The sequence below is a fragment of the Parvibacter caecicola genome (assembly GCF_003725335.1).
Taxonomy (GTDB): domain Bacteria; phylum Actinomycetota; class Coriobacteriia; order Coriobacteriales; family Eggerthellaceae; genus Parvibacter; species Parvibacter caecicola.
Genome location: NZ_QIBY01000021.1, coordinates 1 through 19752, shown reverse-complemented (window position 1 = coordinate 19752; position 19752 = coordinate 1). Strand labels below are relative to the sequence as shown.

Genomic DNA, 19752 nt, shown 5'->3' with positions numbered 1-19752 from the left:
GGGAAGGGCGGGGGCAGCCCAAGTCGCTCAGACAGTCCTGCTTTGGGAAAAGCGCCACTGGCGCTTTTCCGTCGTGCGGAACTCGCTTTGTTGGACCGCCCCCGCCCTTCCCTCGCACGGCTGCATCGCATGAGACGAAGGGACCGCATGAGACGAAGGGACAACCCCAATGTCTCATGCGCGTGGCGAGGGCCCCGGTTTTTGCCCCGTCTTCGTAGGGCCGAGATTCTATCTCGGCCTGATGCCGCAGCCCCGTACGGGCCGTCCGTTTAGGCAGAGATAGAATCTCTGCCCTACGAATTCGACCTGTGATGGCGCCTGTCCTCTTGTCAGCACTTTTAAGCGCGGTGGGCGGCGATGATGGCTTGGCCTAGTGAGATGCAGCCGTCGTTGGGGGGCAGCTCCTGGTTCAGCACCACAGTGAAGCCGGCTTCTTGCAGCTGAACGGCGCATTGTTCCACCAGGTAGCGGTTCATGAACACGCCGCCGGTGAGCACCACTTTGCTGATGCCGTACAGCGCCTGCACCAGCCCTGCCGTGGTGAGCACGGCGCCGGCGAAGGCGTCGTGGAAGCGGCGGCTGATAATCGGAACCGGCACGCCCGCTTCCAAATCATCCAGCAGCGCCTTGAAAGTGCCGGCCGCATCCAGCAGCAGCACCGAGGTGTCCTGTGCGGTAGAGGTGGCGGTGGCGGCGTTCTTCTCGACGGTGATGGCGTAGCGCTCTTTCGCCAGCAGGTCGTCCTCGCGGCCCGTTTCCCCTTGGGCGTAATCGCGGGCAAGCGCATCGGGCAAGTCTTCGCCCGCCAGCTCCATGGCCGCCTCCAGCTCGATGGCTCCCTGGCTTTCGTAGGACGGCTTCGGGCACACGCCCAAAATGGCGCTGGCGGCATCGAACAGGCGCCCCGCCGAGGACGTCATAGGGGTGTTGAAACCGGCCTCGATCATCTGGTCGCAAATGCGCGCCTGCTCTTCCAGGGCATCCAGCACGCGGGCGGCTGCCGGGTGTTCCAACAGGTCAAAGGCCCAAAGCACCCCGTAGGCCATGCGCAGCGGATGCTTTACCGCCGCCGCCCCGCCGGGCATGGGCACGTAGGCGAAGTTGGCGAAGCGCTCAAAATCGCTCAGGTTGGCCAACAGCACCTCGCCGCCCCAGATGGCGCCATCGACCCCAAAGCCAGTGCCGTCGAAGGCGATGCCGCACACCGCTTCCGCCAGCCCCGCTTCGGCCATGGCCGCCACCACGTGGGCATGGTGGTGCTGCACTTCCACTACCGGCAGTGCCTGCTCGTGGGCCCATTTCGAGGAGAGGTACTCCGGGTGCGCGTCGCAGGCAATCAGCTGCGGCTGCAGTTGGAACAAGCGGGCGAAGCGGTCTTTCGCCGCCAGCCAGCTGTCATAGGTTTCGGCGTTCTCCATGTCGCCGATGTGCTGCGACACGAAGGCTTCGGCCCCGCGCAGGAAAGTGAAGGTGTTTTTCTGCTCCGGCCCGGTGGCGAAGATGGGGCCAAGCTGCGAATCGCCGCCGCCGGGGGAGGGGGCGCCTGCGCCGCCGGGCGTGGCGCCGCCGGGCTCGCCGCTATCGGCGTTCTCCTCCGGAAGGCGCTCTTCGGGCCCGTTGGCCACCACTGCTTCCGCCAGCGTCAGAGGGCGCGGGGCAAATCCGCGGGCGCGGCGAATCATTTGCACCGCTTCGCCGGCCTCGCCCAGGGTGAGCACCCGCAGCACCGAGTCGTCGAAACGGGTGAGAATGGGGCGGTCGTTGCCCACGAAGGCGTCGGCCACGTCGGCCAGCTGCCGCCACGCTTCGCCATCGCTTATGCAAATGGGCTCGTCGTGCAGGTTGCCCGAGGTCATCACCAAAAGCGGCGGGTTGCCGGCGGTTTCCCCGTATGCCTTCGTGCGCCCGGCGCCGGCCCGCGCGGCTGCGGCGAAGTCGTGCATCAGCAGCAGCTGCACGGGGGTGTAGGGCAGCATCACTCCCAACTCGGACAGGTGGTCGGCCAGTCCTTCGGCGAAGGTGGCATTCGGCTTTTTTCGCAGCAGCACGATGGGGTGTGCTGGATCCATCAATTGTTCTTGCTCGATTTCGGACACGCGGCACAGGCGCCGCGCCTCATCGGCCGACTCCATCATCACGGCGAAGGCTTTGCCGTCACGCCGCTTCCGTTTCCGCAGCGTGGCCAGGGCCTGCGGATTGTTGCCGTCGCACACCAGGTGGTAGCCCCCCAGCCCTTTGACGGCCAGGATGCGCCCTTGCGTCAGCAGATCCACCGCGTAGGCCAGGATGGCGTCGCTGGTGGCGCGGCTGTTGCCCCACACCAGGTGCAGCCCGGCCGCTTCGGCCTCGCCGGCCTGGGCCGTGCGGCCCGCTCGCACCAGGGGGTCGCTCTCCTGCTGCCATAGGTTCAGGGCTCGTGCCGCGCTGGGGGAAGCCTCCGGGGCCTCATTGCGCGCCACGGCTGCCCCATCGCCCGCCGCCGCATCGTTTTCCGCCAGCTGCAGCAGCGGTTCCAGCACGGCAGCTGCTTTGCCGTCGGCCTTCCACGCCATGTTCAGGTGCGGCCCGCAGGTGAAGCAGGCGTCTGGTTGGGCATGAAAGCGGCGGTCGGCGGGGTCGGCGTACTCGTGGGCGCAGGGGGCGTCCATCTGGAACTGCCCCATTGAGGTGTTGCCGCGGTCGTAGGGCAGCTGCTCGATGATGGTGAAGCGGGGGCCGCAGTTGGTGCAGTTGATGAAGGGGTAGCGGAAGCGGCGGTTTTCGGGGTCGAGCAGCTCGCGGCGGCAGTCGTCGCAGGTGGCCAGGTCGGGGGACACGAGCGTGGTGGCTGCGACGCCTTCGTCATCAGAGAAGCGAATCTCAAACTCGGTGAAGCCTTCCACCGGCACTTCGGCCAGGTCGATTTCCTTCACCGCAGCTGCTGCTGGCGCCTCTTCCGAAAGGGCAATCACGAAGGCGTCCAACAGGTTGCTTTCTGCCTCCGCATGAACGTGCACCCCGTCGATGGCGTTCAGCACCCACCCGTTCACCAGGTGCTTCTTGGCAGCTCGGTACACAAAGGGGCGAAAGCCCACCCCCTGCACGATTCCCTTCACGTGGATGTTCAGCGCCTCGATCATGATGTTCCTTTCGGACGCCCTGGGCCAAAACGGCGGGCGCAGTTTCGCAGTGTCTAGCCGAAAATGCTACCACAGCCAGCCATGGGGGCCCGCCAAACGCAAGCCGCCCGTTCATTTTGGTTGGAATTGCCGCTTCCGAAAAAACTTTCAGCGAAATGCGCACATTTCCGGTTGCGTTGCGTTTTAAGCTTGAAGGGCCTTTCAGGGTCAAGGCCGGGAAGCTAGCACCCGGCGGAGGCCTGCGTATGTGAACGAACAAGGAGCGTTTTGGACAATCGGCAGTACAGGGCGGCGGTAGACGGGTTCGGCGACATGGTGTACCGCATCGCCCTCGCGCAAACGCACTCCCACGCCGACGCCGAGGACGTAACCCAAACAGTTTTTCTCAAGCTGTATACCAAGGCGCCGGAAAACCTGGATGGCGACCAGCTGAAATACTGGCTTATCCGGGTGACGGTGAACCAATGCAAAAGCCTGTGGCGCAGCAGTTGGCTGCGGCGCGTGGAGCTGCGCGACGTGCAGGAGCAAGAAGCCGGCGTCTTCACCGAGCCTGCTTTCGAGAACCCGCGTCACGAGAACCTTTACCAAGCGTTGGGGCAGCTGCCGGAGAAATGCCGCACCGTGGTGCACCTGTTCTACTTTGAGGACATGAGCACCGCCGAAATCGCATCGGTGCTGGGCGTGAAGGAGCCCACGGTACGCACGCGCCTTGTTCGTGCAAGGAAGATGTTGAAACAGCAGTTGAAGGAGGCATGGGAAGATGAGCAATCGCAGCCAATACAAAGCCATGATGGAAGGCGTCCATGCTCCTGCTGAATTGCTGGCACGAGCGAAGGGCATTCCAATGGAGAAGAAATCGACTCAGCGCACGATGACGATGCGCATTGCCGCTGCTACCTGCGCGGCGGTGCTGGGGGTTTTCGCGGTGACGAACGGCGTGTGCTATGCCGCCACGGGAGAAACCTGGGTGGAAAAGGTGACGGTGTTCGTCAATGGCCAAGAGCAGGAGGTGGACATGACCTTCAGCCAAGAAGGTGATGCCACGGTAGCGGAGATGACGGTGGAAACCGACGAAGGAGGTTCTCTTGTGGTGAGCGTCGACGGCGACATGGTGAAGTCGGACGGCTACCAGCTGTCCGTCAATGAAGGTGCAAGCGGCAGCTTCCAGGTGCACGGTGACGACGGCGCGTCGGTGCTGGAAGGCGAAGACGGCACGGTGCTGCTGGCCGTAGACGGCGTGGACCCCATCGACATCACCAGCCAGCTGGCCCACAGCGGCATCGCGAAGGGCTCTTTCGAGAAAAACGGCGAAACCTACTCGTATGAGGTCTCCGGCCAATCGGGCAACTACAACGTGAGCTTGGGCGTGGGCAACTCGGCTGCCGAGCTGTAAGCGCAAATCAGCGGTGCGCCGGCCCGGTGCTGGCGACGGTGCACCAACTGCGGGCGCTCTCTGCGCCAAATCCGCAGGCCCCGGGCTCGTCTGATATTCCAGGCGGCGAGCCCGGGGCCTTGCGCGTTGCGGCCGGGCCGCTAGTTTTCCCCGTCCACAAACAAGCTGGTGAACTGGAAGGTGGTGCAATCCACCAGGCCGCGGTTGGTGAGCCGCAGCTGCGGCAGGCAGGCCAGCGGAATAAGGGCCATGGTCATGAATGGCGATGCCATGGCACAGCCGATCTGCTCCCAGGTTTGCTCTAGGTGGTGCACCTTGCGGCTCATCTCCGGTGCCGGCAGCGCGTCCATCAGGCCGGCGATGGGCAGCTCCACCAGCCCCAGCACCTCGCCATCGGCCACTACCACCATGCCGCCGCCCACGCGGGCCAGCGTGTTGGCGGCAAGGGCCATGTCGGCATCGCTAGTGCCCACCACCAGCAGGTTATGGGCGTCGTGGGCCACCGTGGAGGCCATGGCCCCTCGCTTGATACCGAAACCTTTGGTGAACCCCACGCCGAAGGTGCCGGTTTCGCGATGGCGCTCGAACACAAAAGTTTTCAGCGCATCCTGTTCAAGGCTGCTGTGCAGCTGGCCCCCCTCCACCGTTAGCGGCACATGCACCTCGTCGTCGGCCACGCGGCCCGAAGCCACTTCCATGGCGCGCACGGTAACGGTGCTTCCTTCGGCCGACCCCGCCGGTGCGGCCACGGCGAAGGTTTCCGGCGTGATCTCCAGCCCCAGGTGCATCGACTGCGTGACCCACTGCGGGTAGTCAAACGGCTCCAGCGAAAACAGGGCCTGACCGTCTTGGGCCACCAGGGTGCCGTCGATGATGGTGGCGGTGACGTTCAGCTGCTCCAGGCTGTCCAGCAGCACGATGTCGGCGCACTTGCCCGGCGTGACCGACCCCAGCTCGTGGTCCATGCGGAAACAGGTGGCCACGTTGATGGTGGCCATTTGGATGGCGGTCACCGCGTCGATGCCGCAGGCTACGGCGGTGCGCAGGATGTGGTCCAGATGCCCCTCGCTCACCAGCGTGTGGGGGTGGGTGTCGTCGGAAATAAGGTTGGCGAAGCGGGTGTCGACATTGCTCTCCGTGATGGCGTGGGCCAGTTCCGGCAGGTCGTGCCAGGCAGAGCCGAAGCGCAGTTGGGCGTACTGTCCCAGGCGCATCTTTGCCAGCGCATCCTCGCGGCGGGCGGACTCGTGGCAGCAGCGCACCCCGGAGGCCACATAGGCGTTCAGCCCCTGATCGGTTTCGGGGATGGAGTAGTGGCCGGTTATCACCTTGTCGGCCTTCAGGGTTTCCGCCAGTTCGCCGTGGGCTTCGGCGTTGCCCCCCAGCACGCCGGGGAAGTTCATCATTTCCCCCAACCCCACCACGCCGTCCCAGGTCATGGCTTCGGCAATCTCCTTCGGGCCGATGGCCGCGCCGGTGTCTTCGAAGCCGGGCACCGCCGGCACGCAGGAGGGGAAGGTGACCATGGCCTTCAGCGGGGTGCGGGCAGCGTCTTCCATCATCACGCGCACGCCGTCCATGCCCAGCACGTTGCAAATCTCGTGGGGATCCCAGTAAATACCCACGGTGCCATGGGGGATTACCGCTCGTGCGTATTCGCCGGCCCCCACCATGGACGACTCCACGTGAATGTGGCCATCCAGGAAGCCAGGGGCGATGTACTGGCCCGCCGCATCGATGACCTGGGTGCCTTCCCCGATGCAGTGATCGGCGTTGCCCACGTAGGCAATGCGCCCCGCAGCAACGGCCACGTCGATGGGCTCCTGGATTTCCGCCGTGCACACGTTCACCAGGCGGCCGTTTTTAATTACCAGGTCGGCTGGCTGCTGGCCCTGGGCTACCGCTGCCAGCGTTCGCGAGCATTCCCACAAGGGTGTTTTGCAGAAGTGGTTGAACATGGGGCCTCCTAACCAGCGGATGGGCAATGCCCCCAGTTTAGCGCGCCCGCCATCCTGTGTCAGGCGTGTCAGGTGGGACGTTCACTTTTGGCACACGCCGATAGCTGTTGTGTCCGGCAGCGCTTTTTCCTGTGTCAAAAGTGAACGCCCCCCTGACACGCGGGCCTTTGCGCTAATCGCGCTCTTCGTCCAGGAAGTTGCGCAGGGCTTGCATGCGGGCATCCAGGTCGGCGGCGGCATCGGCCAGGTCGGCCAACTCGGTGGCCACGGCGGCCGCCTCGGCCTCGGGGAGGTTCTTCTTGTAGCGCAGCTGATGTTCCAGCGACGCCCAGAAGTTCATCGAAATGGTGCGCAGCTGCACCTCCACCTTCACCAGGCGCTTCTCATGCTCCAGGAAAATGGGGATTTCCACAATCAAGTGCAGGCTGCGGTAGCCGCTTTCCTTGGGGGCGGCCACGTAGTCGCGCCGCTCGATCAGCGTTACGTCGTCTTGGGCCAGCAGCGCATCGGCTAGCGTGAAAATGTCTTCGGGGAAGGTGCACACAATCCGCACGCCGGCCACATCGAAGATGTTCTTCTCCACCGACTCCACCGTAATGGGAAAGCCTTTTCGTGTCAGTTTTTTGGCCAGGCTATCGGTGCTTTTCAGCCGTGTTTTTATGGACTCGATGGGGTTGCGATCGTGCTGCAGCCCAAACTCGGCATCCAGTACGCGGAATTTCGTTTCCATCTCCATCATGGCGCATTCGTAGTAGGTCATCAGCCGCCGGAACGGGGCGATGTTGCGGCGCATCATTTCCGAGAACTCATCGCTGGCTGCCAGATGGCTCATGATTTGCGTGGCGAAATCCTCGCGGCGCTTGTGCACAGCATCGAGGGCGCTTGATCCGCCATCCAGACGGGCCAGCGCGTAGTCGAAGGGACGATTGGGAAGGGTAGTCATCGGTGCGTCTCCTGAACGTGATAAATGTTTTTGCCAGTGTAGCGTGGCGGCGGCAGCTGCGGGCGAGCCGGTGGCTCTGCGGCGCGATGGGGTCGGGCGCTGCAAAGTGACGGGCCGGCCGGCGGCCGGTTGGCGGTGGCGTGTCAAGGGGGGCGTACACTTTTGGCACACGCCGATGGCCGTCGTGTCTGGTAGCGCCTTCTCGTGTGTCAAAAGTGTACGCCCCCCTGACACGCGGGCCGCTTCTCCCCATGGGCGCGGTACAATGGCGCCGATCAAACGAACCGTTAGGAGCGCATATGTGCTTGGCCATTCCCGCCCAAATCACCCAACTTGAAGAGGGCAACCTTGCCACGGTGGACATCTTGGGGGTGTCCCGCAGCATCTCGGTGGACCTCACTCCTCAGGCTCAGGTGGGCAGCTACGTGCTGGTGCACGCTGGCTTCGCCATCGAAGTGGTGGACGAGCAGTACGCCCAGGAAACCCTGGAGCTCATTCGCCAATTCCCCGACCTGGCCGCAGACGAAGTGATGCTGCCGCAAGTTTCCAACAGCTAGCAGGGGCAGATGCCCTAAACTGTCACTGCGGACAGGCGGACTGCTTCCTTCGCAGGAAGGAGCAGCTATGTACGTTAGCTGGATGGAACTATTTACGTTGTGTTTGGTGATCGTAGCGGTGATTGATTTGGCGACCCGCAAGCGGCAATAGCAGCGCGCAGGCGGCAATGAAAAAGCCGCCCCGCATAGAGGACGGCTCTTCATCACATTAGTAGCGGTAATGTGAAGCAGTCGTGCCCGATGCACCGGGCTAACCGCTTGTCCGTATTTTATCTGCCTGAGAAGAATCTTTCAAGGCCTCGAAAGGGCGTTTCATGGACACGATGCAAGAAGAACTGAAGGCGTTTCGCGACCCAGCGCTGGCCCGGGGGCTGGTGCAGGTCATCGGCGAGCTGGCGCCGGAAAGCGCCACGCTGATGGAGGTGTGCGGCACCCATACGGTGGCCATCGCCCGCAACGGCATTCGTGGCCTGATGCCGGAAGGGGTGCGGCTGGCGTCGGGGCCCGGCTGCCCGGTATGCGTTACCAGCAACCACGACATCGACAAGGTGATCGCTCTGGCCCGCGTGCCGGAAGTGACCATCGCCACCTTCGGGGACATGACCCGCGTGCCCGGTTCCACCTCATCGCTTTTGGCCGAGCAGGCGGCCGGCCGCAGCGTGGAGATCGTCTACTCGCCGCTAGACGCCCTCAAGCTGGCGGCCGACAATCCCAACCGCCAAATCGTGTTCGTGGGGGTGGGCTTTGAAACCACCACGCCGCTGGTGGCCATCGCCATCAAGCGGGCGAAGGAAGCGGGCCTCAAGAACTTCAGCGTGTACGGCGCCCACAAGAACATGCCCGGCGCCTTGGAGGTAATTGTTGCCGACCCCCAGCTGAAGGTGTCGGCGCTCATTTTGCCGGGGCACGTGTCCACCATCATCGGTGCGAAGCCCTATCAGTTCTTGGCGGAGAAGTACGGCATCCCCGGCGTGATTACCGGGTTCGAGCCGGTGGACGTGCTGCAGGGCATTGCCATGCTGATGCGCCAGCTGTACGAGGGGCGGGCCGAAATCGAGATTGCCTATGCCCGCGGCGTGATGCCGGAGGGAAACCCGGTGGCGCTTGCCGCCATCGATGAGGTGTTTGAAACTTGCAGCGCTACGTGGCGCGGGCTGGGGGAGATTCCCGGCAGCGGCTACCGCATCCGCGACGAGTTTGCGGAGTTCGACGCCATGCGTCGCTTCCAGCCGGAGGTGGAGCCGGTGCGCGAGCACGCCGGCTGCCGCTGTGGCGATGTGCTGCGGGGCATCATGGCGCCTTCCGACTGCCCGCTGTTCCGCAAGGTGTGCACTCCGGAGAACCCGGTGGGCCCCTGCATGGTGTCCAGCGAAGGCAGCTGTGCCGCCTACTTCCGCTACTACTAGTCGCGAAGGGGGGCGCTCCGCCCCTCGTTCCCTTCCTAGGTTGCAGCTTTTTCACGGCGCTTTCGCGCTGCCTACATAATTGGTATGATTTGCCAAGTTTTCCCTGCTGTCGGCAGTGGGGCAAGGTTTCGGTAAGGAGAGGGGGCGCAGGGTGGAAATCTTTTCCGATGTGGTGCTGCTTTCGCGGTTCCAATTTGCCCTGACGGTGGCATATCACTTTTTGTTCGTGCCGCTGTCTATCGGTCTGGGCTTAATCCTGGCCATCAATGAAACGCGGTACTTCCGCACTCGTGACCAGAAAGATGCGGCGGCTGCGCAGTTTTGGGTGAAGGTGTTTACCGCCACCTTTGCTATTGGCGTGGCAACGGGCATTACCATGGAGTTCTCGTTTGGCACCAACTGGGCCAACTACTCCCGCTTCGTGGGCGACATCTTCGGCGCCCCGCTGGCTGCCGAGGCCCTATTTGCCTTCTTCTTGGAGTCGGTGTTTCTGGGCGTGCTGCTGTTCGGCCGCAAGAAAGTGTCGCCGCGCTTCTATATGGTGTCCGCGTGGCTGGTGTGGTTCGGCTCGTGCCTCTCGGCGCTGTGGATCCTCATCGCCAACTCCTGGATGCAAACCCCTGCGGGCGGTGTGCTGAACGCCGACGGCACTGAAGCGGTGATCACCGACTTCTTCGCCGCCGCCTTCAACCCCTCCATTTTCGCCCGCTACACCCACACGGTGGACGCCCTGCTCATCATGGGCGCCTTCTGTGCCGTGGCGGTGGCCGCTTGGTATTTGCTGAAGGGGCGCCATCAGGAATTCGCCATGAAAACCATGCGCATCGGCGCGGTGGTGGGCATCATCACCAGCTGCCTGATGATTGTGTTCGCCCACGCTTCGGCCGTGGTGGTGTACGAAGAGCAGCCCACTAAGCTGGCCATGATGGAAGGCATGTACGAAAGCGAAGTGCCGCCGCTGTACGCCATCGGCATTGTGGACGAAGAGAACCAGGAGGTGCTGGCCCCCTTCGCCATTCCCGGTGGCACCAGCTTCCTGGCCACCGGCACCTGGGACACCGAGTACCCGGGCCTTAACGAGCTGGCCGAAACCGAGCAATTCGGCGATATGGACGTGGACGAGCTGCCGGTGGGGCTGGTGTTCCAGAGCTACCACATCATGGTGGCCATGTACGGGCTGATTATGCTCACCAGCATCTTGGTGCTCATCTTTACCTTCAAGGGCGGAAGAATTGCGAAGATGCGCTGGCTGCAGTGGCTGGCGCTGCTGTCGCCCATTTGGCCGTTCATCGCTATCCAAACCGGTTGGATCACCGCCGAGGTGGGGCGCCAGCCTTGGGTGGTGTACCCGTCAGTGACCGGCCCCGAGGGCGTGTCGCTGCTCACGGCCGACGGCATTTCGGTTTCCGTTTCCAACTGGGAACTGCTGCTTACCATCGGGTTGTTCATTGCGGTGTACCTCATTTTGCTGGTGGGCTGGGTCCGTGTGGTAGGCCGCTTCATCAAGGAGGGGCCGGTGAGCCCCGCCGCCGACGGCCAGGTGCCCGTGGTGGCCACCGTTGGAGCCGCTGACAACGACGCCCCGGCTGTCCCCGCTGAGAGCCTGGCCTCCGCCGAGGTGACCGAAGTGGTGCAGCTGGCTGAAGGCGAGGACGGGCTGCCGCCTTTCGCCGCCATCGAAGAGGCGAAGGACGCCGCCCCTGCCCCGAAGGCCGCTGACGCGCCCGCGTCCGATGAGGGGAGGGAGTAGCTCATGGCAACGTTCACATTCCTCAACGTTCTTTGGTTCTTCCTGATTTTCGTGCTGATTGCCGGCTACTTTGTGTTGGACGGCTTCGACCTGGGTATCGGTGTGCTGTACCCCTTTGTGGCAAAGAACAGTGAAGAGAAGGCTATCCTGCGTCGTTCCATCGGGCCGGTGTGGGACGGCAACGAAGTGTGGCTGCTCACGGCGGGTGGCGCCCTGTTCGCGGCGTTCCCCAACGCCTATGCCACCACGTTTTCCGGCTTCTACCTTGCGGTGATGCTGGTGCTGTTCGGCCTCATCGTGCGCGCGGTCAGCTTCGAGTTCTACGCTGCCGATAGCGGTTGGCACAGGGTGTGGGACGTGTGCTTCTTTTTGGGCTCGCTGCTGCCGGCGTTGCTCTTGGGTGTTGCGGTAGGCAACATATACGCGGGCATTCCCATGGACGCGGCCGGCAACTATATCGGCGTGCCGCTGCTGGGGCTCATTACCCCGTTTACGCTGCTCACGGGCCTGTTGGGCCTCACTATGTTCCTGGCGGCCGGCGCTTGCTGGGGCGCGCTGAAGGCGCCGCTCGGTTCGGCGGTGCAGCAGCGCATGGCGGGCCTGCGCATCCCGCTGCAGGTGGCTTCCCTGGTGCTGTTCGTGGTCATTTCCGCCTACGGCCACTTCATCATCCAGCCGGCCATGAGCGCTGAACTGGGCATTCTGCGCTGGGTGTTCGCCATCTTGTGCGTGGCGCTGCTGGTGGCCTCCATCGTCATCCCGCTCAAGAAGAATTGCGACCTGGGGGCCTTCCTCACCCAATCCGGCAGTATGATTTCCCTGGTGATGTTGCTGGCCTGCAGTATGTTCCCGGTGCTGGTCACCGCATCGGCCGACAGCATTGGCCCCTCCATTGAAATCTTCAATTCGGCCTCCTCGGAGCTATCGCTTTTGTGCATGACCATCATCCTGTGCATCGGCTTGCCGCTGGTGCTGGTGTATCACGTGATTATCTATCGCACCTTCCGCGGCCGCATTAGCGAGGAAAGCTTGAAGCACTAAACAGGGCGAATAATTGCGAACTTGCGGGGCGCTCCTTCGGGGCGCCCCTTCTGCATGGGCGGGCAGCGAAGCTGGGCGGACGCTGCTGGATTGTTGGCCGTGAAACACCGGGCGTCCGCTGGGGGCCGGGCTGCAGGCGGGCGAGCAGTTGCCGGCCCCTTGCCGCGCGGTTGCCGGCAGGGGGCTGCGCAAGAAATCTCAGCGTGCGGTCCATCTTTTTACCAGCGCGAAACCCTATCGCGCCGGCCTTCTCTATAATGAAACGGTTTCAGAACCTGCGGGGAAGGAGCCTCATGCGACCTCTGCCTACTTCCAAACTCGATCCGCGCATCAAAATGGTGTGGCGCCTCAACGACGCCTTGTGGATAACCATTCTCGCTTTGTGCCTGGTGCTGCCCTTGTGGCTTATATCGCTGGATGCCGACGAGCCGCTGCTGTCCACCGCCGCCATCGTGGCTGCGGTCATCGCGGTGGCGCTGTACGTGCTGTGCCTGGTGGTGCTTCCGCCCATCCGTTATCAGCGGTGGCGCTATCAGCTGACGGAGGACTATTTGGAAATTGCGCTGGGCATCGTGTGGCGCAAGCGCTTCATCATCCCGTTCATCCGCGTGCAGAACACCGACACGCGCCAAGGGCCCATCATGCGCGCCTTCGGTCTCTCCAGTGTGACGGTGGCAACGGCGGCCGGCAACCACGAGATTCCCGGTCTTGACGTTGAACAGGCCGAACAAGTGCGCGACCGCGCTGCCGAGCTGGCCCGTCTGGCGCGGGAGGACGTGTGATGGAGCAGCCGGAGCGTTATAGAGTCCACCACGCGTTTATTTGGCTGGGCGGCCTGCGGGCGCTGTTCGTAACGCTGTGGGTGATTGTCGTTGGTGCCTTTTCGGGCTTGGCGGCCTTGGTGGCGGAAATTACCGAGAACCCGGCCTTCGCGCGGGACGCGGGATTTGTGTTCGCCCTTATCGTAGGCGGCATCATTGCGGTGGTACTGGTGATTGCGGCCTTGTGCTTCCTGCTGCGTTGGCTGCAGTGGCGCCATCTCTGGTACCAGTTCGACCCGGCCGAATTCAGCATATACAGTGGCGTGATTTCCAAGAAGCGCACCCATGTGCCCTACGGCCGCGTGCAGTCGGTGGACCAAAAAGCCACGCTCATTCAGCGAGTGCTGGGGCTGTGCGCGGTTTCCATCGATACCGCCGGCGGCGCCAACAACAAGGCCATCGTGGTGCCTTATGTGACAAAAAGCCAGGCGGAAGCGCTGCGCCAGCAGCTGTACGTACAGAAGGCCCAGCTGGCAGCGGGCGCGGTTGCCCCAGTAGCGGCGGCCGACGGGGCAGTGGCTTCGGGGGAGGCGGCCCCCGGTGCAGCGGCGGCCCCGGTGATGGTCGACGCGGCGCCAGTTCCCATGGCCGCGCACCCCGCGGCCCCCGGCGAGGGCAACATCCTGGACGCGGCATCTGATCTCACGGCCCAAATGAGCGGCGTGTTCGACAGCCCCTCCTTCGCCCAAGAGGCCCCCAGCTACGAATACGGCCTCTCCAACAAGCAGCTGGTGCTTACTGGCTTGTTCAACAACACCTCGTTTGTGATTGTGGCGGTGGGCTTGCTGGCGGTGGTGGGCCAGCTGATTCAGGGCGTGGCCGATTTGGTGCCCAATTCCGATGTGCTGTTTGAATCGGCGGTGGAGTCGGTTGTGGCTCGCGAAGGGGCGTTGATGGCCGGTGGCATCCTGCTGGGGGTGTTCCTGGTAATCGCCCTGGTGATGTGGGCCCTTTCCGCCGTGGGCACCATGCTGTCGTTCGGCGGCTTCAAGGCGCGCCGCCGCGGCGACCGCGTGGAAGTGGAGCGCGGCATTTTGCAGCACAGCTTCCAGGGGGTGGCCATCGACCGCGTGCAATCGGTGATCATCAGCCAAACGCTGGTGTGCCGCCTGATGGGCTACTGCGAAATTTCCTTGGGGAAAATCGACGCCATGGGCGACGGCTCCAACGAGTCCAACAAGGGCAAGGGTGGCGTGCAGGCGGGGCGCGTGGTGGTGCATCCCTTCGTGAAGAAGAGCCAGTGCGCCGAGATAATTGCCGGCCTCATTCCGGAATTCGCAGACATGCCCACTCAGGCAACGGCGGTGGCGCCCGTGGCGATGCGGCGGGCCATCCTGCGCCGCACCCTGTGGCAAGGCCCCGGCTTCTGGCTGATTGTGGCCACGGCCCTGCTCCATGTGCTGATGCACGTGGCGGCGGTGGCCACGCAAGACCCCGACCTGTTCGACCTGCTTACCATCTTCGACCCCGCCGCCACGTTCCTGTACGCGGTGGGTGCGGTGTGCATGATTGCCAACTGCATCGGCGCGGTGATGTGGGCGCGCGAATCCAGCTTCGCGGTGAACCGCCGCTTCATGCAGGTGAGCAACGGGGGCCTCAGCCGCGAGAGCGTCAGTTTTCCGCGTCAGAAAATCCAGTTCGGCTGCGTGCGCACCAACCCGTTCCAGCGCATGGCGAAAACCGCCACCCTGAAGGCGGTCATAGCCGCCGGGGTAGGGGGCACCACTATTTCGCTCGTCGACGTAACGGAAGAGGACGCCGCCCACTGGATGGAATGGCTGGAACCCCGGAGATAACCAAGGGCGTGTCAGCGTCCCCCTGACACGCCCAAAAGCTCTATAAACGTTTATAGTATTTAGTCCAATAGCGAGCTAAAATAAAACCTATAAATAGTCGTAGGGTATGGGGGTTTCCATCGTGTTCAACGTTACCGTTGCGGAGGCAAGTAGTATTTTGGGGGTGAGCGTGGGCCGCGTTCATCAGCTTATCCGCTCTGGAGCTTTGGACGCGGAGAAGGTCGGCGGTATCTGGCTTGTTGATCGCAATAGCATAGAAACGCGATTGAGCAGCGTGCCAGCCGCAGGCCGCCCTTCGTCGCATCCTGCGGGGAAGGGCCAAGCGCGATACCTTCTCATGAGCCGCAATCACCCGGTACTCTCTTTCCGGTTCGATAGCGCAACAGGTGAATTCTTCGATGCCGATGAGGTGATGGATTCGGCTCGTGCGCCGCTTTCTGTGGTGTCCCCTCGGGGAAAGAAGGCCTCGCGTAAGGCGCTGGCCTACTGGTGGGGTCATCGGGTCATTCCCAAGGCGCGTCACGGCATTGAGGAGAAGCTGCGGGAGCTAGGCATCGAAAATGCCCATGATCTGCCGTTTCGGAGCATGGGACTTTCGCTGTCGGATCAGTATTGGGTGAAGCCTATCGACAGCAATCTCGATTGGGCGGATATAAACTTTTTCGAGAACGACTTTATTGAGATAGAGACGGAAGAATGGCTGGCGAATGTGGGGCTTGATTCGCCCGATAATACTTCCGACGGCGCGCTTTCTAAACGTTGGGTTTGCCGTGATGGCGAGCGCCGCCTTTTGAAGGGTGGCACCTTGCTGGAGCAAGAGCCCTACAACGAGGTGATTGCCACAAACCTATTCAACCGGTTGCTTAAACCAGAAGAGTATGTTCCGTATAGACTTGAGGAATGGGGCGGCGCCGTGGTTAGCTCCTGCCCCAATTTCCTTCGTTCGGATGAGGAGTTTATACCGGCGCTTTATGTAGCTGAAATTGCTCGTCGCCCCGAGGGGCGCAGCAGCTATCGTCATTATGTGGAATGCTGCGAAAGGCTCGGCATAACCGATGCGGAGACGGCTTTGGGGAAGATGATTGTGGGCGACTATGTTATGGCTAACAGCGATCGCCACTGGCGCAACTTCGGTATTGTGCGCAACGTTGAAACACTTGAGTGTCGCATTGCCCCTCTTTTTGACACGGGAACAAGCCTTTGGTGCCATATTCCAACGCGCGAGTTGCCTTTTGCCTCGTTTTGTTCCGACGCAAAGCCATTTTTTGAAGACGCAAACCGCCAGCTGCGCTTAGTGGACGATGCTTCGTGGCTTGATTTGGATAAATTAACGGGGTTTCCCGAATGGGCATCGGATTTTCTGGAAGAGAATCCGGCGATGATTGGGAGAACTGATTCTATTTTTGAAGGTATCCAGACGCGCATCGATAGACTAAGGGCTATTTTTGGCTAGGGTGCGCAATTGAATTCCCTGCAATAGGGTTGGGGCGGTTTGCGTCGGACGCCGTCGAGAGTTGTTGTTAAACCACGCCTCACGAATATAGAGAAGCGGCCTAGATGGTTGTGCCGCGCCTGGAGGTGTTGGCGAAACTTTAGTGGCGCTGAACTGGGCCGCCTTCCGAAAATGCTGTTGCCAAACCGTAATATTCATGGCCTCATGAAGTGTCTGCATGTAGGTTTTTGCAGTTGGTGGTATGCAACGTGGCTGAAAAGGCTCCTCTAGTTTCTCTTGCGTTGGGAGCCGATCTGATAGGGCCGGCCTTCTCGTGCGTGCCCGTGAACTGCCAAAACGATAAAATAGGCCACAGGGGGGGGGCGCTCCTCTAGCCCGCTAACTTCCCGTAACGGGAAGGGCCTGCGCGCCGCGCACGCCGCGGCTCCGTCGCAGACGGCAATCCAGAATTGCATATCTTCAGAAGACGCATCCGCATCGCGGGGGCGCGTTTCGTGTTGCCCTTTTCCCGGCGGGGGATGGGGCCTTTTCCCATGCCGCTTTTGCCACGGCCGCGCAGTGGGCTAAAGCGGGTTCATTCTCGCGCGGAAATCAAGTTCCCAGAAAGGCCCAGGAGCGGTGCATCGCCGAATCGACCCACCATTCCCGGCGTGCACCGTTTCTTGGTTTTTCTGGGGTGGAGATAGGGGTTTGTGTTTCCCCGGCGGCGCAGGCGCGGCGCTAGGGGAGAGAGGTCAGGAGTAGTGATGACAAAAGCAACGCTAAACACCAAGCTGCTCAAGTGCTTCTTTGCATTTGCGCTTGTGTTGGGGCTGTGCGTGCCGTCCATCGGGTCGGCGGCTTACGGTGAGCCCGACCAAGACGTGACGTTCACTCGTGAAAGATTATGACGGCCTGCCCTTCAGCACTGCCGACATCTCCAAAGAGGGTCACGAGATTAAATTTGAAGAAAACGGCGAGCCGCGTATCTTGAACGACCCCAGCAAGATTGACCACAAGTTCCAAGTGGTGGACTTTGAAACCAAGACGCTGGGGGCCGAGCAGGGCTCCGGTACCCAGACGCCCTCCGACGAGGGCCTGATGGCGTTTTCGACGACCTCCACCCAGTACGCTACGGGCGATTGGGCCGCGTCTTACCTGGATCATCGTTCCCGTTGCTGGATTCAGATTAGCCCGGTGCCCTCGCGCATTGTTTCGCTGAAGGCGGCTTGGGGCAAAACCGATGGCAACAAGTCCGACGCCTTCGACAAGCTGATTGTGGTGGGCGACGTGACCAGCGGCAAAGGCACTGCCACCACCTGTAAGGCCCCTACGGGCACCATCGAGATTGTGGTGGACGGCGAAGTGGTGGACACCGTGCCCGTTACCTATCCGGCCGATAGCGTGGAGGGCAACACCACGGTGGTCACCTCCAAGTCCGAAGCCGACAGCCTCATTGCGGCTGCCATCGCCAACAACAAGCTGAACAACTCCGCGCTGTTCAACATGGCGCGCAGCCTGCCGCTGCAGGAAGGGGCCGGCATTGCCGTTGCGGCCGATGCCCCCACCTCTTCAGCCGAGCGCGACGCCAGCTATGACGGCCGCGAGCACGGCATCTTCACCTACACCATCGACGTGTCCAAGAACGACTACCTGATGCCTGCCACCCCAACGGCGACAAGCACACGGTTACCCTGAACTATCGCCCCGACAAGAACTACCTGGATTCTCTGGGCCTGGAGGACAACAACCTGCAGGAAGAGATTGAGGTGGAGCAGGTTAAGCCCGATTCGGGTGTAACCCCCGGCCCCGGCAGCGACGTGAAGGAAGGTCCGGAGGGCCCCGATAACCCCGACGACCCCGACTACGATCCCGCCAAGCCCAGTGTGAACGTGGACATCGATGGCGACGACGTGCCGGTGGGCATCGAGCCCATCACCGACAGCTTCAAGGTTATCTTGGCCGACGGCACCGAGGTGCCCGTGCCTGCCGATTCCTACGACCCGGCCACCCGCATACTTGCGGTGAACATGGGCGACGTTGAGGGCGGCACCAACGTGAAGTTCGTGTTCGACGCCGAAATTGGCGAAGAGGCGCTGGATTCCGATGTGGGCAACATTGCCAAGGCCTACGGCTCGCTGCCCAGCGGCATTCCTGGCGACGAGCTGAACAACCGCGCCCAGCCCGGCAGCAAGTTCACTGCCAGCCAGGGTTGGCCGGCTTACGAGGCCACTCATTCCGGCATTTCCAACCCCGACAAGGTGTACCCCTCTGCCAAGATAAGCGCCCAGAGCAAGGTGCGTCCTAACCCCGATACGCTGGGCAAGAAGCTGGCTAAGACCGGCGACGACGGCACCCTGTTCGTGGGGGCGGGCGTCCTGGCGCTTGTGGCGCTGGCAATGGCCGTTTTCTCATGGCGTCGTCGGCAAAATAGCTTTTAAATTCTGCTAACATACTGATCCCACCGAAGAAGGGGCAGCGAACCGAACCCGCTGCCCCTTTTGCTTTTTCTGGGACCCTGGTTGGATGCGGGCTTTTCGCGCCCTGCGGCTGCGAGCTGCGGAGTTGCGCGAGGGGCCGTGGGCCGTAGGGTTGCAGGGCCGCAGGAGGGCTGGTGCAGAGGACTGGATGTGGCTTTGGCGCGGCGGGCGCCTGGCCGCTTGCCGCATGGACCGCGAGGGCCGACGCTGTGCTTACGTGCTCGGTTGGTTGAACCAGATGTTGAGGTCCACGTTGATGGAGATACCGGGTACGCTGCCGGCGTTGCTGTACTGCCATAACACGAAATCCAGCGGCGCCGTGGGGGAGGGGGTGTTGTATTCTGCCAGCCACACGGGACAGGCGCTGCGTACTTCTTCGGACAGCCGGAACAGGCTGCGGCGATTGCCGTACACCAACGGCTGGAAGCCGGCTTGCGCCACTACGCCGCAAAAGGCGGCCGTGTTGAGGGACAGCTGTTCGCCGCTCAGGGCGTTGGCCCGCGCCCCTTCTGTCTCCACCGGCTCGTGGTCGTAGGCGATGAGGGAGATGGCGGCTCCCTGGCCGTTGGCCTCTTGCACTTGCTGGATGGCGAAGGCGGCCTCCTCTTCCGCTTCTTCCTCGGTGATGGCCTGCGAAAAGAAGTAGCTCTCCGTCTGGATGCCCGCCCCTTTGGCACCGGTGGCGTTGGCCAGGAAGCAGTCGTCCACCCTCAGCAGGCCCTTGGTGGCGCCGCGGTTGCCAATGCGCACAAAGGCAAACTCCACCCCTGCGGCGGCCACTTGACCCCAGTCGATGGCCTTCTGGTGTTCGGACACGTCGATGCCCCAGCGGCTGGCCAGCTGGCCGTCCTCGAAGTAATCCCAGCGGCCGTCGCTGCGCACGAGGCCTTCCCAGTTGTAGGGGCTCACGTAGGCGGCTTTGGTTTCGGCGCCCCCGTTGGCCGTCGGTGAGGCACACCCGGCAGCGCCGCACCAGGCTGCGGCCGTTAGCGCGGCGGCTGCGGCCAAGAAGCTGCGGCGGGTAAGGGGTCGCTGGAGTGCGGGCGGCTGGGGGTG

16 protein-coding genes are annotated in these 19752 nt (G+C 62.6%); 12 read left to right on the top strand and 4 right to left on the bottom strand.

What is annotated here, in order from left to right; translation table 11 throughout:
- Positions 1-338 precede the first annotated feature (338 nt).
- On the bottom strand, positions 339-3119 hold the full coding sequence (locus tag DMP11_RS08995; protein ID WP_123186156.1) for a carbamoyltransferase HypF: 2781 nt from the start codon (positions 3117-3119) through the stop codon (positions 339-341).
- A gap of 267 nt (positions 3120-3386) precedes the next feature.
- On the opposite strand from DMP11_RS08995, the gene DMP11_RS08990 reads away from it, so the two are divergent.
- The gene (locus tag DMP11_RS08990; protein ID WP_211236209.1) at positions 3387-3935 is read left to right on the top strand and encodes an RNA polymerase sigma factor; all 549 of its coding nucleotides are present in this window, start codon (positions 3387-3389) and stop codon (positions 3933-3935) included.
- On the top strand, positions 3880-4512 hold the full coding sequence (locus tag DMP11_RS08985) for a hypothetical protein (protein WP_161555353.1): 633 nt from the start codon (positions 3880-3882) through the stop codon (positions 4510-4512). The genes DMP11_RS08990 and DMP11_RS08985 overlap by 56 nt, the downstream gene beginning before the upstream one ends.
- Before the next feature lie 140 nt (positions 4513-4652).
- Here the strand turns inward: DMP11_RS08985 and ade are convergent, their stop codons facing one another.
- The gene (ade, locus tag DMP11_RS08980; RefSeq protein ID WP_123186154.1) at positions 4653-6470 is read right to left on the bottom strand and encodes an adenine deaminase; all 1818 of its coding nucleotides are present in this window, start codon (positions 6468-6470) and stop codon (positions 4653-4655) included.
- A gap of 172 nt (positions 6471-6642) precedes the next feature.
- Positions 6643-7413: a GTP pyrophosphokinase gene (locus DMP11_RS08975; RefSeq protein WP_211236208.1), complete on the bottom strand. Its 771-nt coding sequence runs from the start codon at positions 7411-7413 to the stop codon at positions 6643-6645.
- A gap of 299 nt (positions 7414-7712) precedes the next feature.
- Between DMP11_RS08975 and DMP11_RS08970 the strand changes: the two genes are divergently transcribed.
- The 10 genes from DMP11_RS08970 to DMP11_RS08930 all read left to right on the top strand — a co-directional run bounded on the left by DMP11_RS08970 (position 7713) and on the right by DMP11_RS08930 (position 18657).
- Positions 7713-7970 carry a HypC/HybG/HupF family hydrogenase formation chaperone gene (locus tag DMP11_RS08970; protein WP_123186153.1) on the top strand — a complete coding sequence of 86 codons (258 nt, stop codon included), beginning with the start codon at positions 7713-7715 and terminating at the stop codon, positions 7968-7970.
- Between the two features lie 314 nt (positions 7971-8284).
- On the top strand, positions 8285-9376 hold the full coding sequence (gene hypD / locus DMP11_RS08965; protein WP_123186152.1) for a hydrogenase formation protein HypD: 1092 nt from the start codon (positions 8285-8287) through the stop codon (positions 9374-9376).
- A 151-nt stretch (positions 9377-9527) separates the two neighbouring features.
- Positions 9528-11126, top strand: a complete 1599-nt coding sequence (locus DMP11_RS08960; protein WP_123186151.1) for a cytochrome ubiquinol oxidase subunit I — start codon at positions 9528-9530, stop codon at positions 11124-11126.
- A gap of 3 nt (positions 11127-11129) precedes the next feature.
- Positions 11130-12167 carry a cytochrome d ubiquinol oxidase subunit II gene (gene cydB, locus DMP11_RS08955; protein WP_123186150.1) on the top strand — a complete coding sequence of 346 codons (1038 nt, stop codon included), beginning with the start codon at positions 11130-11132 and terminating at the stop codon, positions 12165-12167.
- Between the two features lie 293 nt (positions 12168-12460).
- The gene (locus DMP11_RS08950; protein WP_123186149.1) at positions 12461-12949 is read left to right on the top strand and encodes a PH domain-containing protein; all 489 of its coding nucleotides are present in this window, start codon (positions 12461-12463) and stop codon (positions 12947-12949) included.
- Positions 12949-14784, top strand: coding sequence for a PH domain-containing protein (locus DMP11_RS08945; protein ID WP_123186148.1), 1836 nt, complete (start codon positions 12949-12951; stop codon positions 14782-14784). The genes DMP11_RS08950 and DMP11_RS08945 overlap by 1 nt, the downstream gene beginning before the upstream one ends.
- Before the next feature lie 121 nt (positions 14785-14905).
- On the top strand, positions 14906-16237 hold the full coding sequence (locus DMP11_RS08940; RefSeq protein WP_123186169.1) for a helix-turn-helix domain-containing protein: 1332 nt from the start codon (positions 14906-14908) through the stop codon (positions 16235-16237).
- Positions 16238-16983: 746 nt separating this feature from the next.
- Positions 16984-17127, top strand: a complete 144-nt coding sequence (locus tag DMP11_RS10330) for a hypothetical protein (RefSeq protein WP_161555352.1) — start codon at positions 16984-16986, stop codon at positions 17125-17127.
- Positions 17114-17914 (top strand): hypothetical protein, encoded by an 801-nt coding sequence (locus tag DMP11_RS08935; protein WP_123186147.1) that lies wholly within the window; start codon positions 17114-17116, stop codon positions 17912-17914. The genes DMP11_RS10330 and DMP11_RS08935 overlap by 14 nt, the downstream gene beginning before the upstream one ends.
- Before the next feature lie 71 nt (positions 17915-17985).
- The gene (locus DMP11_RS08930) at positions 17986-18657 is read left to right on the top strand and encodes an LPXTG cell wall anchor domain-containing protein (protein WP_123186146.1); all 672 of its coding nucleotides are present in this window, start codon (positions 17986-17988) and stop codon (positions 18655-18657) included.
- Positions 18658-18909: 252 nt separating this feature from the next.
- On the opposite strand, the gene DMP11_RS08925 is transcribed toward DMP11_RS08930, so the two are convergent.
- A partial coding sequence (locus tag DMP11_RS08925; RefSeq protein WP_123186145.1) for a GH25 family lysozyme occupies positions 18910-19752 on the bottom strand: 843 nt, incomplete at its 5' end.